This is a genomic window from Pseudomonas azerbaijanorientalis, assembly GCF_019139795.1.
Lineage (GTDB): Bacteria > Pseudomonadota > Gammaproteobacteria > Pseudomonadales > Pseudomonadaceae > Aquipseudomonas > Aquipseudomonas laurylsulfatiphila.
In genome coordinates, this window is the sequence record NZ_CP077078.1 from 4,973,833 (window position 1) to 4,996,534 (window position 22,702).

Below are 22,702 nucleotides of genomic sequence, written 5' to 3' on the forward strand. Positions count from 1 at the left end.
TCAATGGCTAACAGGGCAACGCCGGATCAGTCACTCGGGCTGATCCGGCGCAGGCCGTTCACGAAACGCTTGTCAGAAAGCGTAGTTGGCGGACAGGTAAGTCTGGGCGCTGCTGGTCAGGTCTAGCGAACCCTGCTTGCTGCCACCGCGCTCACTCATCTCGGTGCTGGCGTTGCTGCGCAGGTAACGGTAACCCAGTTCAACCGAGGTGTTCTGCGAAACCTGTTGCAGCACACCCACCTGGCCACCGATGGCATAGCCAATATTGCTGTCGCGGCTGAAGCCTGGCGACTCCTGGGTCATTTTGGTCAGGCCCGCCGTGGCGCCGCCGAACAATTTGGTGCTGCCGCCCACCGGGTAGAACAGATCGTAGCTGCCCAGGAGGTTTTCCTGACGCAGTTTAATGCCGTTGTGCGAGCCCGACACGTTGTCGTAAGTGGCGTAGTAACGGCCCTGGCTATTCTGCTGGCCCAGACGAACACCCCAGGTGGTGTCCTTGCCGATCACACCATCGGCGCTCGGGTGATTTAGGTTGTCATTCAGTGCGTGAGATTTTTTGATCTTGTCGCTGGTTTGTCCAAGAGTAAGGCTGGCGAAGTTGTCGTCGGAGGCGAAGGCTGCGGTGCTTGCGCCCAGAACCGTGAATGCCAGAAGCAGTTTTTTGAATGCAGTCATTGGGGAGTTTCCTCATGTGCCGTTTGTTTTTGGGGTACGGGGCAAGGTTACGCACCGCGCCCTGAACTCCCCCTGAACGCACTCTGAACCTGAGCTGAACCGCCCTTTCCCGAATGTTTCGACACGTTTCAACAGGAGACCCGACCCTGCGCATGTTCTTCGTTGCCCTTCTGCTGGCCTTGAGCGGGCTCAGCCAGGCTGCCATCCCAGTGCAAGGTTCCAGGCCGGGCTCGAACTACTGAAAAAACAACCGCAGACCGATCCACATAAAATCGCCGCCATCTGCTACTACCCAGTCCCAAGCCAACCCGGCAAAATGCCTGACATGAATTCAACCCCCGCCCTGCCCTTCTGCTGCACCCCCCTCGATGACCACTGGCCGCTGCCGTTGGTGTTGCCCGATACGGTCCTGTTGAGCACTCACTTCGATAGCGCCCGACTGGCCAGCGATGACTTTCAGCGCAGCGCAGTGGAGGTGCCGGCGAGCATTCAGCGCTCTGTCGCCAAACGGCAGGCGGAATTTCTCGCCGGGCGGGTGTGTGCCCGGGCCGCGTTACAACGCCTGGAAGGTCTGAGCGTCATTCCGGCCATTGGTGAAGACCGGGCACCGGTCTGGCCTGCTCATATCACGGGTTCGATCACCCACAGCACGGGCCGGGCCGCGGCGATTGTCGCGAACAAAAGCCATTGGCGCGGCCTGGGCATGGACCTGGAAAACCTGCTCAATGTCGAACGCGCCGAACGCCTGGCCGGGGAAATCCTCAACCCGCCGGAGCTACAGCGCATGGCGCTCGGTCCTCGCGAGCAACGGGCGTTGCTGGTGACCCTGACGTTCTCGGTCAAGGAAAGCCTGTTCAAGGCACTCTATCCGATCGTTCAGCAACGGTTTTATTTCGAACACGCCGAAGTGCTGGAGTGGCGTGAGTCGGGTGAGGTGCGGTTGCGACTGCTCACGGATTTGTCCCGCGAATGGCGCAACGGCACCGAGCTGGATGCGCAGTTCGGGGTCAAGGATGGGCAGTTGTTGAGTCTGGTCAGTATCAAGGCCTGAGGGTTTTCGGAGCTTGGCAGGGCCCCTTCGCGAGCAAGCCCGCTCCCACAGGTTTTGTGTCGTACACAAGTCAACTGTGGGAGCGGGCTTGCTCGCGAAAGCGGTTGAACATTCACCGGAAATCTCAACGCTTCTCCTGATTGCGCGGCCAGCTCAGGCTGAAACACGCCCCACCCAGACTCTTGCTCTTGCCGATCAACGCACGCCCGTCATGCCAATGGATGATGCGCCGCACGATCGACAACCCCAGCCCATGCCCGCCCGACGCACGGGTGCGGCTATCGTCCAGACGCAGGAACGGCGTAAAGATCTTCTCCCACGCCGACTCCGGCACCCCCGGTCCGTCATCCTCGATATCCACCCGGCAGCGTTGCTGCCCCACCTGATAGCTGATGGTCACCCGTGATTGAGCATGGCGCATGGCATTGCTCACCAGGTTCTGGATCGCCCGGTGCAGATAACGCGGTTCGGCCTCGACCCAGGCATCGTCGTTATCAGCGGCCGACAGGCACAAACCCCGCTGTACCGTGACGTCGGCCCGCAACGGCGCCAGTTCCTCAATCACCTGGTTGACCAAGGCATCCAGATCGATCCGCTGAAAGTTCAGTGCCGGAGAACCCTGTTCGAGCCGCGCGTAGGTCAGCATCTCGTCCACCAACCGGTCGAGATCCTCGATGTCGTTGTCCATGCCCTGGCAGTATTTTTCCAGGGCTTGCGGCGTGGTGGCCGAGCCGATCATCTCCAGGCCAAAGCGCAGGCGCGCCACCGGCGTGCGCAATTCGTGGGACACCGCGCGCACCAGTTCGCGCTGGATCGCCAACAACTGCTGCAAGTGCTCGGCCATGCCGTTGAACGCCGAGGCCAGCCGTCCCACCGAGTCCGCGCCGCGCGCTGGCACGCGGGTTTCCAGGCTGCCCTGGGCAATACGCGTAGCGGCGGCCTCCAGGCCACGCAAACGCCGCTCGAGCTGGCGCACCAACAGATAAACGATCAAACCGATCAGCGTCAGGCCCAGCGCGGCGATCAGCACCAGCCATTGCGGGGGATAAGGATTCATCTGATACAACGGGCCGATTTCCAGGACCCACGGTGTTCCGACCATGCCGGCAAACACCCGGATCGAATCGCCTTCCTTGCCCAGCGCCATCACGGTGTCGCCCTCGGACACCCGGCGGCTCTGGTCTTCGTCCATGTCCGCCTCGTCAACCGTGACCAGGCGCAGGTCGAAGCCAAAGCCCTTGTCCTGCTTCAATTGCGCCAGACGCAGGGGCTGATCGGCAACGGGGGTGCGCACCAGTTCATCGGTCAACAGGTAGATGGTCGCCCGGGCCAGTTGCTCGCTGATCTGCTGCACTTCGCCGGTCAGCATCAACTGTTCCTTGTCGCTGACCAGCTTGTAGACCTTCGCCGCGTGCGGGCCGGTCTGCTCCACCAAAGCCTGGCCGCGCAACACACGAGTGCGCTGGGTAAGGTCCAGGTCAGTCTCGGCAAAGGTTTTCAACGCCAGCGGAATGCCCAGCAACCGCTCCCACACCAGCAAGGCCCGATGGCGCTCGGTCTGATTCATCGGTTGCAGGTTGTCGGCCATCAGCGAAAACGTGCCGTGGGCCAGGCGCTCGCGGTATTGCTCGCTGCGCACCTGGTTGAGCAGGTGCAAGGCCAGCACACCGAGCACCGCCACCAGAATCAGCGCGGCACACATGCCGCCATAGATACGCAGGAAGATCGAGTTCACAGGGTCTGGTCTACGCAAGCCTCGGGAACGAACAGATAGCCTTTGCTGCGCACGGTCTTGATCAGCCGTGGATGCTCCGGGTCATCGCCGATCTTGGGGCGGATGCGCGAGATGCGCACATCGATGGAACGGTCCTGACCGTCATAACCGATACCTCGCAGCGCAGTGAAGATCTCTTCCCGGGAGAGAATGCGCCCGGCATTGGCCACCAACAGCCAGAGCAAGTCGAATTCGGCACTGGTCAGTTCGATGCCGTTGCCCTGCAACCAGGCCTCGCGCAAGGCGTTGTCGACGATCAGCGGGCCGAACTGCAGACGCCGCTGTTTTTCCGGGGCGACTTCAGGCGTTTCGCTACGGCGCAGCAGGGCCTGGATGCGCGCCAGCAGCAGGCGCGGGCGTACCGGTTTGCAGACGTAGTCGTCAGCCCCCAGGTCCAGGCCGAGAATCTGGTCGGTATCATCGGTGCGGGCGGTGAGCATCAGGATCGGGCCGTCGTAACGGGCGCGGACCTTGCGGCAGATGCTCAGGCCATCTTCACCGGGGAGCATCAGGTCGAGGATCACCAGGTCCGGTTGTTCCTTGATAATGCGGTTCGCAGCGAGGGCGCCATCCCCTTCGATCGACACACGCAGGCCATTGGCTTCCAGGTAATCGCGGGTCAGTTCGGCCAGTCGCTGGTCGTCCTCCACAATCAATACCTGCCAGGCTTCTTGCTCCACGGGTGACCTCTGCTTGCCAAAACCGCTAATAAGAAAGGATCCGCCCGTTTTCTTGTAATGATTCGGGGGGACAAATATGTATACACGCTGGGCCGAATGTATAAACGCCGCCCGTCGAGAACACAAGCGGGTAAATGCGTTCGGACAACGCGGTTTTTTGTGATAGGGTTCGCGCCCTTAAAAATCCGACCGACCGTTTTCGATCGCAGAAAATCGCTGAAAAAAGGTCCGGTCCAGCAGCGTCGCGGCCTACACGCTGGTTCCCTCTTTCACACACAATTTACGCACAGGTTTATCCACAGGTAGTACGTTGCAATCCCCCCCTAAAACGCATTATCTTGTAGCCCGGCGCTAAAAAAACCCTAGATATAGGGTTTTGCGCGAAAAACCAAACACAAACCAGACACCAATTTCAAGCGCTTTTATTGCCTCTGTCCGGTTGAACCAAACGTATTTTCGAAAGACCAAACCGCGCATGCGGATGGCTACTGTGTTTCGGCCCCGAGTGGTGAAAACGGTACGGGTGTTGCAGTCCCAACTGTCACCTGCAAAGGACCATGGTTTCAGGCCCAAGGCGTGAGACCAAAGACTTCGGCATGGAAGCGGCGCCCCATAAAGCCCCCTTCCTACTGTCCCGAAGTTGTTATGCCCGGCGCTCGCCGGTTGTAGTGCTTCAGGACGGAACGGTGGGCACCGTGATGGTGCCCAAACAAACATAGAGAATGTGGAGACACTCCCCCATGCAAACCGACACAACTCGCGAGAACCCGCAGGGCACCTTGCCGCAGGCCGCTGATTCGAATTCGGATCTGTCCGCCACCGCGCCTGGCCAACTGCGCGTGATCAAGCGTAACGGCACTGTCGTTCCCTACACCGATGACAAAATCACCGTCGCCATCACCAAAGCGTTTCTCGCAGTTGAAGGCGGCACCGCTGCTGCCTCGTCGCGAATCCACGACACCGTTGCCCGCCTGACCGAACAGGTCACCGCGACCTTCAAGCGTCGCATGCCATCGGGCGGCACCATCCACATCGAAGAAATCCAGGACCAGGTCGAACTGGCCCTGATGCGTGCCGGCGAGCAGAAAGTCGCTCGCGACTACGTGATCTACCGTGATGCCCGTTCCAAGGAACGTGCCGTTCGTACCACCGAAGAGCCGGTACAAGCGCACCCGTCGATCCGCATCACCCGTGCCGACGGCAGCCTGGCGCCGCTGGACATGGGCCGCCTGAACACCATCGTCACCGAAGCGTGCGAAGGCCTGGAAGAAGTCGACGGCGACCTGATCCAGCGTGAAACCCTGAAGAACCTGTACGACGGCGTGGCCCTGACCGACGTCAACACCGCCCTGGTGATGACTGCCCGTACCCTGGTTGAACGCGAGCCGAACTACTCGTTCGTGACCGCCCGCCTGCTGATGGACACCCTGCGTGCCGAAGGCCTGGGCTTCCTCGGCGTCGCCGAAAGCGCTACCCACCACGAGATGGTCGACCTGTATGCCAAGGCGCTGCCGGCCTACATTGCCAAGGGTATCGAGTACGAGCTGCTGAACCCTGAGCTGGCCTCCTTCGACCTGGAAAAACTGGGCAAGGCGATCAACCACGAGCGCGACCAGCAATTCACCTACCTGGGCCTGCAGACCCTGTACGACCGTTACTTCATCCACAAGGATGGCGTGCGTTTCGAACTGCCGCAGATCTTCTTCATGCGCGTGGCCATGGGCCTGGCGATCGAAGAAAAAGACCGCGAAGCCCGTGCCATCGAGTTCTACAACCTGCTGTCGTCCTTCGACTACATGGCTTCGACCCCAACCCTGTTCAACGCCGGTACCCTGCGTCCACAGCTGTCGAGCTGCTACCTGACCACCGTGCCGGATGACCTCTCGGGCATCTACCACGCGATCCACGACAACGCCATGCTGTCGAAATTCGCGGGCGGCCTGGGCAACGACTGGACGCCGGTTCGTGCGCTCGGTTCGTACATCAAGGGCACCAACGGCAAATCCCAGGGCGTGGTTCCGTTCCTGAAAGTCGTCAACGACACCGCCGTTGCCGTTAACCAGGGTGGCAAGCGCAAAGGCGCTGTGTGTGCCTACCTGGAAACCTGGCACATGGACATCGAAGAGTTCATCGAGCTGCGCAAGAACACCGGTGATGACCGTCGTCGTACCCACGACATGAACACCGCCAACTGGATCCCTGACCTGTTCATGAAGCGTGTCTTCGATGACGGCAAGTGGACCCTGTTCTCGCCATCCGAAGTGCCGGACCTGCACGACCTGACCGGCAAGGCCTTCGAAGAGCGCTACGAGTACTACGAAGCCCTGACCGAGTACCCGGGCAAGGTCAAGCTGTTCAAGACCATCCAGGCCAAAGACCTGTGGCGCAAAATGCTGTCCATGCTGTTCGAAACCGGCCACCCGTGGCTGACCTTCAAGGACCCGTGCAACCTGCGTAGCCCGCAGCAGCACGTCGGCGTGGTCCACAGCTCGAACCTGTGCACCGAGATCACCTTGAACACCAACAAGGACGAGATCGCCGTTTGCAACCTGGGCTCGATCAACCTGCCGAACCACATCGTCGACGGCAAGCTGGACACCGCCAAGCTGCAACGCACCGTGAACACCGCCGTGCGCATGCTCGATAACGTGATCGACATCAACTACTACTCGGTGCCGCAAGCGAAGAACTCCAACTTCAAGCACCGTCCGGTCGGTCTGGGCATCATGGGCTTCCAGGACGCCTTGTACTTGCAGCACATCCCTTACGGCTCCGATGCTGCCGTCGATTTCGCCGACAAGTCGATGGAAGCGGTCAGCTACTACGCGATCCAGGCGTCCTGCGACCTGGCCGACGAGCGCGGCTCGTACGAGACGTTCCAGGGTTCGCTGTGGTCCAAAGGCATCCTGCCGCTGGATTCGCAACAGATCCTGATCGAGGCCCGTGGCCAGAAGTACATCGATGTCGACCTGAACGAAACCCTGGACTGGGCACCGGTTCGCGCCCGTGTACAGAAAGGCATTCGTAACTCCAACATCATGGCCATCGCACCGACCGCGACCATCGCCAACATCACCGGCGTATCGCAGTCGATCGAACCGACCTACCAGAACCTGTATGTGAAATCGAACCTGTCGGGCGAATTCACCGTGATCAACCCGTACCTGGTTCGCGACCTCAAGGCTCGCGGTCTGTGGGACTCGGTCATGATCAACGACCTGAAGTACTACGACGGTTCGGTGCAGCAGATCGAGCGCATCCCGCAGGAACTCAAAGAGCTCTACGCGACCGCCTTCGAAGTGGACACCAAGTGGATCGTCGACGCCGCCAGCCGTCGTCAGAAGTGGATCGACCAGGCTCAGTCGCTGAACCTGTACATCGCCGGCGCCTCGGGCAAGAAGCTGGACGTTACCTACCGCATGGCCTGGTACCGTGGCCTGAAAACCACTTACTACCTCCGTGCCCTGGCCGCGACCAGCACCGAGAAGTCGACCATCAACACCGGCAAGCTGAACGCTGTTTCCAGCGGCGGCAACCACGGTGAAGATTCGGTCCTGGCAGCGCCTGCCGGCCCTGCTCCAGTGCCGAAGGCTTGCGCCATCGACGAGCCGGATTGCGAAGCTTGCCAATAAGCTGAGCCGACAAGCGCCGCAAGGCGCTTACTCGAACCCCCCGATCTGCCTCTGGCGGGTCGGGGGTTTTCTTTTGCCTGTCTGTAGGAGCGAGCTTGCTCGCGATGGTCTGGAGGGCACCGCGTGTATCCAGACAGCACGCGTTATCGTTAACGACCATCGCGAGCAAGCTCGCTCCTACAGGTCTTTCTTTCGAGCACAAAAAAAGCCCCTCTTCCGAGGGGCTTTTTTATGCGGCGCTATCCAGCATCAAGCCATCTGAATGATGGTCTGCATGATGGTGCTCTCGGTAGAAATGGTCTTGGCGTTCGCCTGGTAGTTGCTCTGCCCCTTGATCAGGTCGACCAGTTCGTTGGTCAGGTTGACGTTGGACTCTTCCAGGGAATTGGAAACGATCGACCCCAGGGTGCCAGTCTGCGGCGCATCGTAGCCCGGGATACCCGAGGTGTAGGTTTCTTTCCAGCTGGAGCCGCCTACCGGCTGCAGGCCTTGCTCGTTGGTGAAGCTGGCCAGGGAAATCTGGCCGATCGGCTTGGTCTGGTTGTTGCTGAAGTTGGCCAGCAGCACACCGCTGCCGTCGATGGTCAGGTTGGTGATCTGGCCAGTGGCATAACCGTTCTGCGATGGAATCGAACGCGCGGTGTCGGCGTTGAACTGGGTGGTGTTGGCCATGGCGATGGTCAAGCCAGCCGGATCGGCTGCGGCGCCGTTGGCTGTCCAGACGCCATTGGTGACACTGCCCGGAGTCCAGTTGGTGATCTTCAGGTCACTACTGATCACCGAAGTCGGTGGCGTGGTTGGCGGCGTCACGGGTGTGCTGACCGAAGTCAGTTTGCCGGTGGCATCGAACGACATGGTCGAAGCAATCGGAGCGGTAACCTTGGGATCACTGCCATCGGGGTTGCGACCATCGATCAGGGTGTAGGTGTCCCAGGTGTTCGCGCCAGTCTTGACCATGTATTGATCCATGGTGTGCTGGTTACCCTGAGTATCGAAGATCGGGGTACTGAACGACTTGGTAAAGGTCTCGGTCTTGGACGGGTCGAACTTGTTGGCCGCAACCGTCTGGTCGATCACCGGCGACGTCGAGTTCAGGTTGATCGTCGACGACACGTTGCTGGTGGACTTTGGCGCCAGGTTGGAGGTGTCGATCCGCAGGTCGGTCAGCACGCCGTTGACGATCTTGCCGTTGGAATCCACGCCGTAGCCTTGCAGGCGGGCAGTACCGTCGCTGTTGGTAACGTAGCCGTCCTTGTCGGTCTTGAACGTACCGGCACGGGTGTAGGTCAGCGAACCGTTGTTGCTCAGGACAAAGAAACCGTTGCCCTGGATACCCATGTCGAGCACGTTGCCGGTGTTGCTCACGTCACCCTGGGTGAACTGCTGGGAAACGTTGGCCAGGCGCACGCCGTTGCCGACGGTCTTGCTGCCGGTGCCCAGGCGAGTCGCCGAGTACACGTCTTCGAATTCTGCACGGGACGATTTGAAACCGGTGGTCGCGACGTTGGCGATGTTGTTGCCGGTCACGTCCAGTTGTTTGTTGGCTGCAAAGAGACCGCTAAGGCCGATATTGAAAGACATCATCCACTCCTTTATGCCGGGTTAGTCGGCTTTACATACCAATGGTTTGTACTTTGGACAGGGCAACGCTGCCCAGCCCGGCCAGATTGAGCATCAACTCACCGCCGGTCTGGCTGATGGTCACGCTGTTGACGGTCGCGGGCAGGTTGGTGATCAACGCGACGGACTGGCCATCGATCGTGGTCGTGGCGCCGAAGGTGTAGGTGCCCGCAGGTACCGTCTCACCCGCATCGTTCTTGCCGTCCCAGATGAAGCTGGCGTTGCCGGCCTTCTGCGAGCCGAGGTCGATGGTGCGCACGGTCTTGCCCGTTGAATCGGTGATTTTCAGGGTGGCGGACGCCACCGAAGACGGCACCACCACCGTGCCGCTGAGGCTCTTGGTGGTATCGACCACAGCCTTGTCGCCCGGCGCGATGACCGAACGGCCGACCAGCGACGACGCCTGCAAGGCCTGGGACGAGTTGTAGTTGCTGGCCAGGCCGCTCACGGTGTCGTTGAGCGTGGTGATGCCTTCCAGGCTGCTGAACTGCGCCAACTGGGCCACGAACGCACCGTTGTCCTGAGGCTCCAGCGGGTTCTGGTTTTTCAACTGGGTCACCAGCAACTGCAGGAACGCATCCTTGCCCAGGGCCTGGTTGCCCGAGGCGCTGCCGGCTGCCGAGGCGAGGCCGTCAGTCGTGGTGTTGGTCTTGATCGAAGAGTTGGCCAGGATGTCGTTGAGGCTCAAACCACTGGTGGAATCGGTAACACTCATCTGAGTCGCCCCTTATCACTGACCGAGAGTCAGGACTTTCTGCATCATGGTTTTGGCGGTGTTCATCATTTCGGCGTTGGTCTGGAACGAACGACTCGCGGAAATCATGTCGGCCATTTCTTCAACCACGTTGACGTTCGGGTAGTAGACGTAGCCCTTGGCATCGGCGGCCGGATGGTTCGGCTCGTAGCGCGCCTCGAGATTGCTCTGGTCTTCGACCACACCCAGCACCTGCACACCTTGGCCGGCGGCGTCCTGGTTCTGGAACAGCGAGTCGCTGCCGCCGCTCTGGCCGCCCTGGAACATGGTGGCGAACACCGGGTGACGCGCGCGGTAGGTCTGGTCGATGCTCGACGAGACGGTCTCGGCGTTGGCGATGTTCGAAGCGACGGTGTTCAAACGCGTGGTCTGCGCACTCATGCCGCTACCGGCAATGTTGAAAACACTGGATAGAGACATGGCTTACTCTCCGCGCAGGGCTGATACCAGCCCTTTGAATTTGCTGTTGAGCAGGGTGAAGCTGGCCTGGAAATTGACCGCGTTTTGCGCGTAGTTCGATTGTTCCAGCTGAGCGTCCACGGTGTTCTGGTCGATCGACGGTTGCATCGGCGTGCGATACAGCAACGACTCGTCGCCATTGCCCAGACCTTCAGCTTCGATATGACGGTTGTTGGTCATGTTCAAGGCGAAGGTGCCGCTTTTGGTTTTCTCGTTCTGCTCGGCGAGCACTTTCGAGAAGTCCAGGTCCCGAGCCTTGTAGTTCGGGGTATCGGCGTTGGCGATGTTATTGGCCAGGACTTCGGCACGCTGGGCGCGGAAGCCCAGGGCTTGTTCGTGGATACCGAGCGCTTTATCGAAGCTGATGCTCATGTCGGGAAACCTTCGGGTGACCTGATTTTTCGTAGGATCAACTTAGCAAGCCCCATGCCAATTCAATAAAGCCCGGAAACCGGGGCTTTGCCGGACATGGCAACGCGGCAATGCCAGAAAAGCGGCAACGGTTTTCCGCCGCCTGCCGCTTTTCTGCCGCTTGATCCACTTTCGAGAGCACCACCTAACAACTGTGGGAGCGGGCTTGCTCGCGAAAGCGGTGTGTCAGAAAAACAAATACTGACTGACCAGACGCTTTCGCGAGCAAGCCCGCTCCCACAAGGGATTTGTGGTGTGTTGGAGAGATATTGCGGACAAAAAAAGGGAGCCCTTGAGGACTCCCGCCAACCGTTCACTTCGCCTGGTAAATGATCCCCGGGCTGCACTGGACCATCTGGTAATGATCCGGCAAACCGTTCAACGCTTCGGAAGCGCCGAGGAAGAGGTAACCACCGGGCTTCAACGTGCTGTGGATGCGCAACAGGATGTCCTTCTTCACCTCGGCGGAGAAGTAGATCAGCACGTTGCGGCAGAACACGATGTCGAACTTGCCGAGGCTCGCGTAACTGTCCAGCAGGTTGAAAGAACGGAATTCCACCCGGCTCTTGATCGGCGCCTTGATCGCCCAGCGTCCCGGCCCTTTCGGGTCGAAATAACGCTGCAGGCGCTCGGGCGACAGACCGCGGCCGATGGCCAGGCTGTCGTACTCGCCGGTCTTGCAGTTGTTCAGCATGGTGCCGGACAGGTCGGTGGCAACGATCTGTACGCCCATCCTCAACTGGCCCATGTTGACCCGTTCGAACTCGTCGATGGACATCGACAGCGAATACGGTTCCTGGCCCGACGAGCAAGCCGCCGACCAGATACGCAGACGCTGGCCAGGGCTGGCCTTGATCGCTTCGGGAAGGACCTTGTTCTTCAAGACTTCAAACGGGTAGGTGTCACGAAACCACAGGGTTTCGTTGGTGGTCATGGCATCCACCACCTGTTCGCGCAAACCGCTGCGCGGCTGGGTCTGCATGCGCTGAACCAGCTCCCCCAAAGACTTGATGCCTTGCTGTTCCATCAGTTTGTTGAGACGGCTGGAGACCAGGTACTGCTTGTTTTCACCGAGCAAAATGCCACAGGCTTTTTCCAGGAATACCCGGAACTGTTCGAAATCCAAATTACCCGTAGACAATGATGCCGCCTCTTAAATCGTGTTGACTGCCAGGGGCGCAGGCCCCTAGCTGATATCTGCTGCTTTGATCCGGTCGACTACCCGGGATGCCAGGTCATCAGGACGGAATTTGGCCAGGAAGTCATCGGCACCGACCTTCTTGACCATCGCCTGATTGAATACCCCCGACAACGAAGTATGCAGGATGATATGAAGCTTTTGCATGCGCGGGTCGTTGCGGATTTCCGCCGTCAGGGTGTACCCGTCCATCTCCGGCATCTCGATGTCGGAGATCATCATCAGGAACTCTTCTTCCGGCTTCTTGCCCTCATCGACCAGTTTGCGCAGGTAGTCCAGCGCTTGCCGACCGTCGTTCAACGCCACCACTTCGACGCCGACCGTTTGCAGGCAACGCGTGACCTGCTTGCGCGCCACCGAGGAATCGTCGACCGTCAGCACGCGCAACGAGAGCGCCTTGTGCTGGGTTTCAACATCCACCACGCCGACGGAAATCGCTTCCGGCGTCGGTGCCACTTCTGCGAGAACCTTCTCGACATCGATGATTTCGACCAACTGATTGTCGACCCGCGTCACCGCCGTCAGGTAGTGATCGCGCCCGGTGCCCTTGGGTGGCGGATGGATCTCCTCCCAATTCATGTTGACGATGCGCTCCACCGAGCGCACCAGGAAACCCTGGGTCTTGGTGTTGTACTCCGTGATGATCACGAACGGATTGTTCTTGTCCTTCAACGCACCGGAGCCGGTCGCCATCGCCAGATCAAGGATCGGAATGGTCGCCCCCCGGATGTTCGCCACGCCGCACACGACAGGACTGGACTTGGGCATCAACGTCAATTGGGGGCATTGCAGCACCTCCCGAACCTTGAACACGTTGATCCCGTACAGCTGCTGGCCGTCGAGACGGAACAACAACAGCTCAAGGCGATTCTGCCCCACCAGTTGCGTGCGCTGGTTTACCGAATCCATTACACCAGCCATGCCCAGACTCCTACACCAACGCCAAGTGTTGTTGCGACGCGCCTTCATCACTAAACGGCACGGCGCTTGCTTTTTTAATCGTTATGAACACAGAACCGACATTATTTCGACGCCTGACCACACCCTACCGCAAATTACTCGGCGTGCTGGCGGCTGTTTGCCTGTTCAACACTGGCAGCCCTGCCCTTGCTGACGCGGTTACCTTGCCTGACATGCTTATCGGCGTCACTCAGGGCTTTCTTGAATTCACCGTAGAGGACTATCTGGCAACCAGTCAAACGGAAGGTCGCTACGAGATCCAGGTCAACCCGCTCGACCCGCGCATGCACATGCCCATGTGCGACAAGGAATTGACAGCCACGCTCGAGAGTCCCAGGCCGCTGGGACGGGTCACGGTCAAGGTCCGCTGCGAGGGTGCCTCCCCCTGGACTGTCTTCGTACCCGCTCAAATCCGCCTGTTTCGCGATGTCGTGACCACCGCCCGACCACTGCGCCGTGCCGCCATTGTCGAGCCTGGGGATGTGGTGCTGCGCGAGCGCGATATCAGCCTGATAAGCCAGGGCTACCTGACCTCCCTCGACCAGGCGATCGGGCAGCGACTGACCCGACCAATGGTCACCGACCAGGTGATTACCCTGGTGCATATCGAACAGGCCGAGGTGATCCGCAAGGGTGATCAGGTGGTGATTACCGCCCGCAGCGGTACGCTCAGCGTGCGCATGCCCGGCGAAGCCCTGTCCAACGGCAGCCTCAGCGAACAGATCCGTGTGAAGAACCTCAATTCCCAGCGGGTCATCAAGGCGCAGGTCATGGCGCCGGGGCAGGTGGAAGTGTCCATGTAAGGCGCTCTGTTCATCGGAATGTGGCGCTTGCCGCGGCGGTTCCCTAGACTGTGCTCCATGCAGGGCAAGCGCTGACGCGCGCGAGGTTCATTGATAAATGAGCCTAAAGTTTTCCAGGGAATGGCCGAAACCATGGCAAGCGTCCAAATTCCCAGAGGTTTTTTTATCATGGTCATCGATTTCAGCCGTTTGAACAGCTCCTCGTCCCTTACGGGCAGTACACGTACCAGCGCCAGCAAGGAAAGCGCCGAAACCGGCAAAACCGCGCCGCTGGAATCCGCGGCCGAACAGGCCGGTACCGTTAACAGCGGGGAATCGGTACATCTCAGCAATGAGGCTCAACAGTTGCAGAAGGTCAATGACAAGCTGCGCGATCAGCCTGCCGTCGACAAAGCCCGGGTGGCCGAGTTGAAAGCAGCGATTGCCGATGGCAGCTATAAAGTCGACAGCAACCGTGTAGCCAGCAAACTGCTCAACTTCGAAGCCCAGCGCTAGGCCACCGCCGGCGCCAGGCTTTTGGACGCTTAAAACCCAAGGCCAGCCATGCACGACACCAATTTACTGCAACTGATCACCGACGACTTTGCTCCAGCGCAACAACTGCTGGACTTATTGCAGACCGAATCCCTCGCCTTGCATGGCCGTGACATGCCATTGCTCGAGGACATCCTGGCGCAGAAACAGGCATTGGTCGTCCTGCTCGAACAGCATGGCCGCAAGCGCAGTGAAATTCTCGCCAGCCTCAACCTGCCGACCAACCGCGGCGGGCTGGAGCAACTGGCCAGCCAGTCAAGCATTGGCGACCAGTTGCTGGCGCAAAGTGACGTGCTGACCGATCTCCTGGCCCAGTGCCGGGCCATCAACGCCAACAACGGCCAGTCGATCATCACTCAGCAGGCCGCTACGGCCACCCAGCTGAAAATCCTCACCGGTGGTGAAACTCCGGCGCTTTACGATGCCAGCGGAACATTCTCCAAGCTTGCTAAGCCGCGCCCGCTCAGTCAGGCTTAGGCCGCTTGATGTGCCCGCTCTATCCAAGACGCGAAAGATGCTGGCAAAATGCTGGCTAGCCGTAGTCAAATTTTGCCTGGAGATTGATTAACCGTGTCCAATGCCTTATCCGTGGATGATGCTCCGCAGCCACCCAAGGTGCTCTCCACGCCCTTGGAAATCTCCAGCAATCTGCGCCAGCTGCTCGAAAGCCATGACCCGCTGATCATCACGTTCCACGAGCGCAGCCAGCGCTTCCAGAGCTATCTGGTGGACCTGGACCGTGACAGCAACATGATTGCCCTGGACGAAATGATTCCTCGCGATGGCGAACGCTACCTGATGGCGGGCGAACCCTTCAGGGTCGAAGGCTTCCACGAAGGTGTGCGCATTGCCTGGGAAAGCAACGGCCAATTGAAGATCGACGAATCCGGTGGCAGCCGCTGCTATCGCGGCACTCTGCCCGATGAAGTGGTGTACCACCAGCGCCGCAATGCATTCCGCGCGGCACTGAAGCTGGCACAACTGGTCAACGTCAATCTCGACGGCGAAAAGCTCAAGGCCCCCATCAGCGGCAAGCTGCTGGATATCTCCGCTACCGGCTGCAAACTGCGTTTCGACGGCGACATCACGGGCAGCCTGCAACTGGGTCAGGTGTACGACCGCTTCAACGCCGACCTGCCCTTTGGCAAGATGACGGCTCCAGTCGAGTTGCGTTATCTGCACTTCGAAGAAAAGATCTCCACCACCTTCGCCGGCGTTCGCTTCCACAACATGAGCGGACTGGTGCAGCGTCAGGTCGAACGCTTCGTCTACCAGCTGCAACGTGAAGCGCGCCGCTTCGACAAAGACGACATCTGATAGACACCTCCACAAAAAACGGGCAGTCCCTTGCGGTGACTGCCCGTTTTTTTGTGCCCCGGATTTAAGGCCTGGCCTCGCTGAAGTTAGGGTCCCGCCCTGTATCAGGGTCTTGCGGCGGCTGATCTGTTTCAGTTTCGGTGACGGTTTCAGGTTCTGGCCCGGTACTCACCGGAGTGTGCATCTGATCCTGCACCACCTGTTCATCAACACGCGGGTCGAGGCAGGCCACCAGTGGCGAACTCGTCATATTGTCCGGCATGGCCACGTGATGCAGCGGCGCGTCGTCGACCTGATGCAGGTTGGTCACCGCTTTCGGGCGAATCCGCCACACCAGCACCAACGAAAAGAAACTGAAGAACGCATAGAGCATCTGGCTGCCAAACAGCTTCATCAGCACACCTGCCACCAGCGGCCCGATACTCGCACCCACGCCATAGGTGACCAGCAACATCGCCGTCAGGGACACCCGGCGATCACCTTCGACATGGTCATTGGAGAACGCCACTGCCAACGGATACAGGCAGAACTGCACCAGCGAGCAAAGGAACCCGGCGATGAACAATACCTCCAGCGGCACCTGCGGCATGATCGCCAGCGGCAGGGCAGCCAGTGCCAGGCTGAACGCGAAACTGCGGATCAGCACGGCCCGATCGTAGCGGTCGGACAACCAGCCCAACGGCCACTGCACCAGCAGACCGGCAAAAATGCAGCTACCCATGAACAGACCGACCTGCTCCGTGGACAACCCTTGCTGCGAGGCATACAGCGGTGCCAGACCGTAGAACGAGCCGACAATCAGGCCCGCCCCGAGCACCGTACTCAATGATTGCGGGACACGCTTGATAAAGAACCGTGGCTCCATCGGTGCAGGATGCAAGGGTGCAGGGTGAATCCGCCGGGTCAGGGCCACTGGCACCAGACACAGGGCAAAACACAGGGCGACCAGCATCAGCAACTCCAGCCCCAGCGCCGGGTGCATGACCAGAATCAACTGCCCCAGTACCAGGCCCAGGTACGAAGCGATCATGTAACCGCTGAACACCATGCCTCGCTGATTGGCATCGGCCTGCTCATTGAGCCAGCTCTCGATCACCATGTACTGGCACATCATGCCCAGACCCACTATGACCCTCAGGAACAGCCAGGCCGGCAGCCAATCGACCAGGCCATGGCCCAGCACCGCCGCGCCGACGATCCCGGCACAGGCCGAGTAGGCCCGGATATGCCCGACCCGGGCAATCAAGCGGTGACCGATCTTGCCCCCCAGCACCAGGCCGAAATAGTTGGCGGCCATCAACGCACCGACCCACAGGCTGTCGACATTGTCGGCCGCCAGACGCAGGCCCAGGTAAGTACTCAACAGGCCCGAGCCGATCAACATCATCAGCGAGGCGAAATACAGTGCTCGAAAGGATTTCCAGATTTGGCGCATCGGCGTTCCGAGCGGCTCCTTGCAGTGAGAATCGGCTATCGCTAAACGATAGCCGGATGTCGACAGATCGTCAGGCCTGGGCGGCTAAAACACGTCGTTCCCAGGGCGTAATTTCATCATGGAAACTGCTCAGTTCCAGGGTCTTCGAAGCGATGTAGCCTTCGATGAATTCCGTGCCGAACAGTTCCTTGGCCAACTGGCTACGTTTCAGACGCTCAAGTGCCGCATGCAAGGTACACGGCAATGAAAGATTGTCCGGCACTTCGAATTCACCCTGGATCGGTGCGCTTGGCTCCAATGCGTTCTCGATGCCATGCAACCCTGCCGCCAGGCTTGCGGCAATCGCCAGATACGGGTTGGCATCGGCCCCGGGCAAACGGTTCTCGACCCGACGGGCCACTGGCAAACTGGCCGGGATACGCAGCCCGGCCGCCCGGTTGTCGTGGGACCAGCAGGCATTGTTCGGCGAGGCGTAAGGGTGGCACAAGCGCTGATAGGAGTTGACGTTCGGCGCAAACAACGCGGTGAAGTCGGCCATGCACACTTGCTGACCGGCAATGAAATGGCGGAAGGTGGCCGTCTCCTGCCCCGCCTCGTCACTGAACACGTTACGCCCCGAATCGATCTCGACCACGCTCTGGTGAATATGCATCGAACTGCCCGGCGTATGCGCCAAGGGCTTGGCCATGCAAACCACGCTCAGGCCGTGCTTGAGGGCAACTTCCTTGAGCAGGTGCTTGAACAGGAACGTCTGGTCGGCCAGCAGCAACGGATCGCCATGCAGCAGGTTGATCTCGAACTGGCTGACGCCCATCTCGTGCATGAAGGTATCGCGGGGCAATCCCAGGGCCGCCATGCACGCGTAGACTTCATTGAAGAACGGCCGCAAGCCGTTATTGGAACTGACGCTGAACGCCGACTGACCGTCCTCGCGGCGACCGTCCTGCCCCACCGGTGGCTGGAACGGCTGAGTCGGGTCGGTGTTAGGCGCAAAAACGAAGAACTCAAGCTCGGTCGCCACCACGGGCGCCAGGCCGCGGGCCGCGTAACGGGCAATTACTGCCTTGAGCTGGCCACGGGTCGACAGGTTTGAGCTGGTGGTAGTGCCCAGTTCGTCCGCGTCGCAAATGGCGAAAGCACGCGGCGGGTTGCTCCAGGGCAAACGGTGGATTTGTGCAGGGTCCGGAATCAGCGCCAGGTCGCCATCATCGCTGCCGTAAAAACGCGCCGGCGGATATCCGCCCATGATGCATTGCAGCAGCACACCCCGCGCCAACTGCAAACGTCGACCGTCGAGAAAACCCTCGGAGGTCATCACCTTGCCCCGTGGTACGCCGTTCAAATCCGGCGTGACACACTCAACTTCATCAATGCCCGTCAATCGCTGCGCGAGTGAACTCAGGCCAACGGTCGTCATGACGCTATCCTTGTTATTGTGCGGGCCGCGAACGGCGACCGTACAAAATAGGCTTCGCGTGTTCGGAATTTCAAGCAGCGTCGTTAAATATGCTGCCTGTCAGGGCAGGCAAAGACGAAACACCCCACCGCCCAACGGACCGCCATTGCTGATTTCGGTGTGCCCGCCCACGCCGTTGCGTTGATGCAGTGCGGCAATTCGCCCCGCAAAGTACAGGCCCAGGCCGGTGCTGCCGGTGCTTTGATTGATGCCCTGGGCATAATCGGCCTGACGCTCGATCATCTGCGCCGGATACCCCTCGCCATCGTCATTGATGGTCAACACCAGTTGCCCGGCTTCGTCACTGACACTGATCAGAACGGCATGCCGTGCAAAACGAATGGCATTGTTGATGCAGTTGGCCAATACCGACGCGATCAACTCGCGGTCGAAGAAACCCAGCGGGCTCAGCGGGTCCACTTCATAGGTGGCCATGATGCCGCGGCTGGCGAACACCTCTTGATGACACGCCAGTTGCGCTTCGATGAAGTCGTCCAGCTCATGGTAGGCCGGTTGCAACGGCATCTGGTTGACGCCGAGCTTATACAGCCCCAGCAACTGCACCAGCATGCCGTTGAGGTGGGCGAACTCGAAATCGATCACGCCCTGCTCCGGCGTCTGCTGCGCCGATTCCGGCAATCGCGCCAGCCACTGGCTGTGGGCCTGCATCAGCATGGCCAGCGAGTTCTTCATGTCGTGCACGGTGGAGGCGATCACCGTGGAGAAATCCAGTGCCTGTTCATGTTCGTTCATTGGCCAAACGCCTTGCTTTTGAGCTTTTGATAGCGTGGAAACCGCGCGTCGGAGTCGGGCATCAGGCCGACCATTTTCAGGCAGGTCCGGCATTCCTCCAGCTCCGCCGAAGCAACGCTGGTATCGGTGCCGTGCAACAGCGACTGCGCCAGGTTCAGGGCGATACTGATGTTCTTCGGTTGCATCGCCAGGGCTTTGCGAAAGACCTGTCGGGCCTCCACCAGATTGCCGGTCTTGTAGACGCGCACGCCCTGACGGTTGAGCTCAGCGGCGGCGTTGCCGGCATTGAGGATGCTCGGGTCGTCGGTCTGCTTGGCGATGTCCTTCATGACCGCCGGATCGTCGCCGTAGATTTCCACGCAGTTTTTCAGCATCGCGGTGCCGGCCTCGGACTGCCCGAGCATTTTCAGTTGCTTGGCCACCAGCAACGCAGCTTCGGCGCTCATGAATTGCTCCATGCCATCGAGGCGCAACAGGGCCTGCTCGGTGAGCTTGTCGGCCGTTTCCGCATCGTTGATCAGCAGACTGGTGGCCTTCATCAAACGCGCACGAATTTGCAGGCCAGGGTCGCCAGGGTTGTCCTTGGCCACTGCGCTCAACGTGGTATTGATTTCCAGCCGGGTGCGGGTATCCAGCCCCCTGTCGCTGCCCTTGCTGATCAAGGCGTGAGCCAGGCCGAGGTTACTTTCAGGGTCCTTGAAACGTGACTGCGCGCCTTGGGCTACCGCCTGACGATAGGCTCTGGAAGCGGTATCGAAGTCCTCGTTGGTCATAGCCAGCTTGCCCAGCAACGCTTGCCGGCGCACCGCCAGCGGCGACAGGCGAATCGCTTCTTCGAGAACGCGCTGCGCACCCTTGGTGTCCCCTTCGGCGACCAGCACATCAGCCATGCCGTCATACAGTGACGGCATCATCGGGAACACTTTCAGGGCTTTTTCGTAGATACCTTTGGCCTGCGCGACCTGACCGCGCTTGAACAGCAACTTGCCCAGCCCGGCAAACGCCCATGGCAACGGACGGTCGGCGATGATGCCGTCGTACAGCCGCTCCAGCGCTTCGTTCTGATTGAGGTCGCGCAAGGCATCGGCGCGATAGCGCAGGCACAACGGCGAGTAACGAATGTCTTGCTTGCACAAGGCGATGCAGGCGTTGAGCACCTCCATCGGCTTGCCCCGGTCGAGGGCCTGCAGGATCGGCTTGAGCAAAGTCTTGCGCTGCTCCAGGCGCTCCAGGCGCTGGGCCAGGCTGGAACGGTTGAACGGCTTGGTCAGGTAGGCATCGGGCTCATGCTCCAACGCACTGAGCACCATGGCCTGGCTGGTTTCGGCGGTGACCATCACGAACACCGCTTCATGGCTGATCAACTTTTCTTCCATCAGGTCTTCGAGCACCTGCTGGCCGTTCTTCTTGCCGTCGCCCAGGTGAAAGTCCTGCAGGATGAAGTCGTACTGCTTCTGCGAACACATTTTCAGCGCCTGTTCGCCGGTATCGGCAGTGTCCACTTCCTTGACACCCAGCTCGCGCAGCATCGAGCGAACCGAACTGCGGAAGTCCGAGAAATCATCGACGATCAGAAAACGCTTTTGGTGATACGACAGCATCGAAGATTTCCAGGCAATTTAAGACGAAGAACCCAAAGGCAAATACACGGACGGACTCAGCTTCGCAGCCCTTGATTTGGCGCGCAGATGATAGCTGGTAGCCCTTAGCCATCAAACAGCTTCTCATCGCCAATCAGCACATGCACTGACCACCACAGATGAAGAAGCTCGTAACTGTCCGGGTTATCGGCCAGCCATGGCATTCCCTTGAGAACCTCCCCCAACGCTCACTCTGAACAGGTGAAGGCATTTCTGAAAACGAGACGTCGCGCACAAAAAAGTGCTGAAACATGAACACCAGCAATGCATGAACTCCAGCAATTGCCAGTGGCGGGCCAGGCAGATTTCGCCGATAAATTGACCAGTCCGATATTAGCGCTCCTAAGTTATCGCCACTCGTCGATTAATTGACGACCATGATGCGGATCCGATCTTGGCAATTGGCCATCTATGACGGGCCTAATACCTTGATTTTCGAGGGTTACTCCTCCTTCTCGAGAGCATCGGACAGGCCTGGCCGCACCGGACCTGGATCGAGGACTGACGGACGGGTGGGCCGGTAGCGCTCCGCGTTGGCCTAGAATCAGTTGAGAGGCGGGAGGGAGCAAATCATCATGCGTAAACCACTGATAATTACTCGTATTTACCTGCTCTCCCGGGCTTTGGCTGCCTTCTGGAAACGTTCGCGCCGCCTGCCGGTGGAAGCCATCATGGGCTTTTCAAGGGGCTCAGGAAGATGATGACCGACCAAAAAGAGCCAATTGGCGTGATGTTGATCGATTGTCGCCCCCTCGTACTCATGGGCCTTCACGACTTGATCAATGCCAGAAAGCCCCGGATGGAAGTGACAGGACAGGCCACCACCTATACCCAGGCGCTGGATCTTGCCGATCAGTTGCGGCCCGATGTCATTTTTTTCAGTTTCTTTCCGGATGCGCTCAATCCCCTGGATGTCGTCGCAGGACTCACCCGTAGCGCCGAAATGAAAGTGCTGCTGCTCAAGGGCCTGTACGAAGTCGTCCCCGCTGCCCAGGCTATAGAGGCTGGCGCTCGCGGCATCGTGTTGGCGGAAGACCCGACGGAGTCGATTATCCAGGCGATCCTCAAGGTCCACCATAGCGACTGCGCCATGGATAGAGCCTGGGCCGGCGGCCTTTGCGGCTATGCCGCGAACGGACATATCCCCATGAAATGCAATCTGGAGCGGGCAAAACAGGCGCGGTTGACGTTGCGCGAGAGAGAACTGATTCGCGCCATCGTAGGCGAACCGTCCGCCAAATATGTAAGCATCGCCGGGCGCCTGGGGATCAGCGAGCACACCGTGCACAACCACCTCAGCAACATCTATCAAAAGCTTGATCTGATCAACCGCATCGACTTGCTGATGTATGCGCTCAAGCACGGGCTCAACAACGAAGCACCGACCGAGTCCGCCTGGGTGGAACTGGATTGAATTTCAGGTCGATACAAGGCGGTCTGCCCCTCACTTTCAGGGGCCTGGCCGTCACTGTTCCACCCTCCTTACAGCTGGCCCGGAACAGAGTGCCCCCGCAAGACTGATGTCGATCTCGGTAAATCCTGCCTTGCCC

21 protein-coding genes and 1 pseudogene are annotated in these 22,702 nt (G+C 59.6%); 9 read left to right on the top strand and 13 right to left on the bottom strand.

All coding sequences use genetic code 11. From position 1 onward, the window contains the following. Nucleotides 1-72: 72 nt before the first annotated feature. On the bottom strand, nt 73-675 hold the full coding sequence (locus KSS91_RS22225; protein ID WP_217836139.1) for a porin family protein: 603 nt from the start codon (nt 673-675) through the stop codon (nt 73-75). A 211-nt stretch (nt 676-886) separates the two neighbouring features. On the opposite strand from KSS91_RS22225, the pseudogene KSS91_RS28360 reads away from it, so the two are divergent. Then, nucleotides 887-964 (top strand): annotated as a pseudogene (locus KSS91_RS28360) (hypothetical protein); the annotation flags it as partial. Nucleotides 965-1,000: 36 nt separating this feature from the next. Continuing rightward, the gene (locus KSS91_RS22230) at nt 1,001-1,726 is read left to right on the top strand and encodes a 4'-phosphopantetheinyl transferase family protein (RefSeq protein WP_217836140.1); all 726 of its coding nucleotides are present in this window, start codon (nt 1,001-1,003) and stop codon (nt 1,724-1,726) included. 124 nt (nt 1,727-1,850) lie between these two features. Here the strand turns inward: KSS91_RS22230 and KSS91_RS22235 are convergent, their stop codons facing one another. Together KSS91_RS22235 and KSS91_RS22240 are read right to left on the bottom strand one after the other, a co-directional pair. After that, nucleotides 1,851-3,461, bottom strand: coding sequence for an ATP-binding protein (locus KSS91_RS22235; protein ID WP_217836141.1), 1,611 nt, complete (start codon nt 3,459-3,461; stop codon nt 1,851-1,853). After that, nucleotides 3,458-4,180, bottom strand: coding sequence for a response regulator (locus KSS91_RS22240; protein WP_007980115.1), 723 nt, complete (start codon nt 4,178-4,180; stop codon nt 3,458-3,460). Before KSS91_RS22240 ends, KSS91_RS22235 begins: the two co-directional genes overlap by 4 nt. Nucleotides 4,181-4,920: 740 nt before the next feature. On the opposite strand from KSS91_RS22240, the gene KSS91_RS22245 reads away from it, so the two are divergent. Next, entirely contained in the window at nt 4,921-7,812 is a 2,892-nt protein-coding gene (locus KSS91_RS22245) for a ribonucleoside-diphosphate reductase subunit alpha (RefSeq protein WP_015096468.1), read from the top strand. Between the two features lie 249 nt (nt 7,813-8,061). Here the strand turns inward: KSS91_RS22245 and flgE are convergent, their stop codons facing one another. From flgE to KSS91_RS22275, 6 genes are all read right to left on the bottom strand, one after another. Further along, nucleotides 8,062-9,393 carry a flagellar hook protein FlgE gene (gene flgE, locus KSS91_RS22250; RefSeq protein WP_217836142.1) on the bottom strand — a complete coding sequence of 444 codons (1,332 nt, stop codon included), beginning with the start codon at nt 9,391-9,393 and terminating at the stop codon, nt 8,062-8,064. 31 nt (nt 9,394-9,424) lie between these two features. Further along, nucleotides 9,425-10,147, bottom strand: a complete 723-nt coding sequence (gene flgD / locus KSS91_RS22255; protein WP_095963681.1) for a flagellar hook assembly protein FlgD — start codon at nt 10,145-10,147, stop codon at nt 9,425-9,427. Nucleotides 10,148-10,162: 15 nt separating this feature from the next. Beyond that, the gene (gene flgC, locus KSS91_RS22260; RefSeq protein ID WP_007937507.1) at nt 10,163-10,606 is read right to left on the bottom strand and encodes a flagellar basal body rod protein FlgC; all 444 of its coding nucleotides are present in this window, start codon (nt 10,604-10,606) and stop codon (nt 10,163-10,165) included. 3 nt (nt 10,607-10,609) lie between these two features. Further along, nucleotides 10,610-11,017: a flagellar basal body rod protein FlgB gene (gene flgB / locus KSS91_RS22265; RefSeq protein WP_217836143.1), complete on the bottom strand. Its 408-nt coding sequence runs from the start codon at nt 11,015-11,017 to the stop codon at nt 10,610-10,612. A gap of 352 nt (nt 11,018-11,369) precedes the next feature. Beyond that, complete coding sequence (gene cheR, locus KSS91_RS22270) at nt 11,370-12,197, bottom strand: protein-glutamate O-methyltransferase CheR (protein WP_007980127.1); 828 nt, start codon at nt 12,195-12,197, stop codon at nt 11,370-11,372. Nucleotides 12,198-12,242: 45 nt separating this feature from the next. Then, entirely contained in the window at nt 12,243-13,175 is a 933-nt protein-coding gene (locus KSS91_RS22275) for a chemotaxis protein CheV (protein ID WP_015096472.1), read from the bottom strand. An 83-nt stretch (nt 13,176-13,258) separates the two neighbouring features. Between KSS91_RS22275 and flgA the strand changes: the two genes are divergently transcribed. The 4 genes from flgA (at nt 13,259) to KSS91_RS22295 (ending at nt 15,868) form a co-directional block, all read left to right on the top strand. After that, nucleotides 13,259-14,017: a flagellar basal body P-ring formation chaperone FlgA gene (gene flgA / locus KSS91_RS22280; RefSeq protein WP_217836144.1), complete on the top strand. Its 759-nt coding sequence runs from the start codon at nt 13,259-13,261 to the stop codon at nt 14,015-14,017. A gap of 168 nt (nt 14,018-14,185) precedes the next feature. Then, a complete protein-coding gene (gene flgM / locus KSS91_RS22285) occupies nt 14,186-14,512 on the top strand; it encodes a flagellar biosynthesis anti-sigma factor FlgM (RefSeq protein ID WP_095963677.1) in 327 nt (108 codons plus the stop codon). 48 nt (nt 14,513-14,560) lie between these two features. Further along, nucleotides 14,561-15,028, top strand: coding sequence for a flagella synthesis protein FlgN (locus tag KSS91_RS22290; protein WP_217836145.1), 468 nt, complete (start codon nt 14,561-14,563; stop codon nt 15,026-15,028). A 93-nt stretch (nt 15,029-15,121) separates the two neighbouring features. After that, nucleotides 15,122-15,868: a flagellar brake protein gene (locus KSS91_RS22295; RefSeq protein ID WP_217836146.1), complete on the top strand. Its 747-nt coding sequence runs from the start codon at nt 15,122-15,124 to the stop codon at nt 15,866-15,868. Nucleotides 15,869-15,932: 64 nt separating this feature from the next. Here the strand turns inward: KSS91_RS22295 and KSS91_RS22300 are convergent, their stop codons facing one another. The 4 genes from KSS91_RS22300 to KSS91_RS22315 form a co-directional block, all read right to left on the bottom strand. Continuing rightward, nucleotides 15,933-17,303 (bottom strand): MFS transporter, encoded by a 1,371-nt coding sequence (locus KSS91_RS22300; RefSeq protein ID WP_126047110.1) that lies wholly within the window; start codon nt 17,301-17,303, stop codon nt 15,933-15,935. Between the two features lie 70 nt (nt 17,304-17,373). Beyond that, complete coding sequence (locus KSS91_RS22305; RefSeq protein ID WP_172435664.1) at nt 17,374-18,618, bottom strand: glutamine synthetase family protein; 1,245 nt, start codon at nt 18,616-18,618, stop codon at nt 17,374-17,376. Between the two features lie 201 nt (nt 18,619-18,819). After that, entirely contained in the window at nt 18,820-19,512 is a 693-nt protein-coding gene (locus KSS91_RS22310) for a sensor histidine kinase (RefSeq protein ID WP_095963672.1), read from the bottom strand. Then, complete coding sequence (locus tag KSS91_RS22315; RefSeq protein ID WP_217836147.1) at nt 19,509-21,113, bottom strand: tetratricopeptide repeat-containing response regulator; 1,605 nt, start codon at nt 21,111-21,113, stop codon at nt 19,509-19,511. The genes KSS91_RS22310 and KSS91_RS22315 overlap by 4 nt, the downstream gene beginning before the upstream one ends. A 614-nt stretch (nt 21,114-21,727) precedes the next feature. Between KSS91_RS22315 and KSS91_RS28530 the strand changes: the two genes are divergently transcribed. Both KSS91_RS28530 and KSS91_RS22320 read left to right on the top strand, forming a co-directional pair. Then, nucleotides 21,728-21,853 carry a hypothetical protein gene (locus tag KSS91_RS28530; RefSeq protein ID WP_256589392.1) on the top strand — a complete coding sequence of 42 codons (126 nt, stop codon included), beginning with the start codon at nt 21,728-21,730 and terminating at the stop codon, nt 21,851-21,853. Beyond that, nucleotides 21,853-22,566, top strand: a complete 714-nt coding sequence (locus tag KSS91_RS22320; protein ID WP_217838460.1) for a response regulator transcription factor — start codon at nt 21,853-21,855, stop codon at nt 22,564-22,566. The genes KSS91_RS28530 and KSS91_RS22320 overlap by 1 nt, the downstream gene beginning before the upstream one ends. The last annotated feature ends 136 nt before the right edge of the window (nt 22,567-22,702 follow it).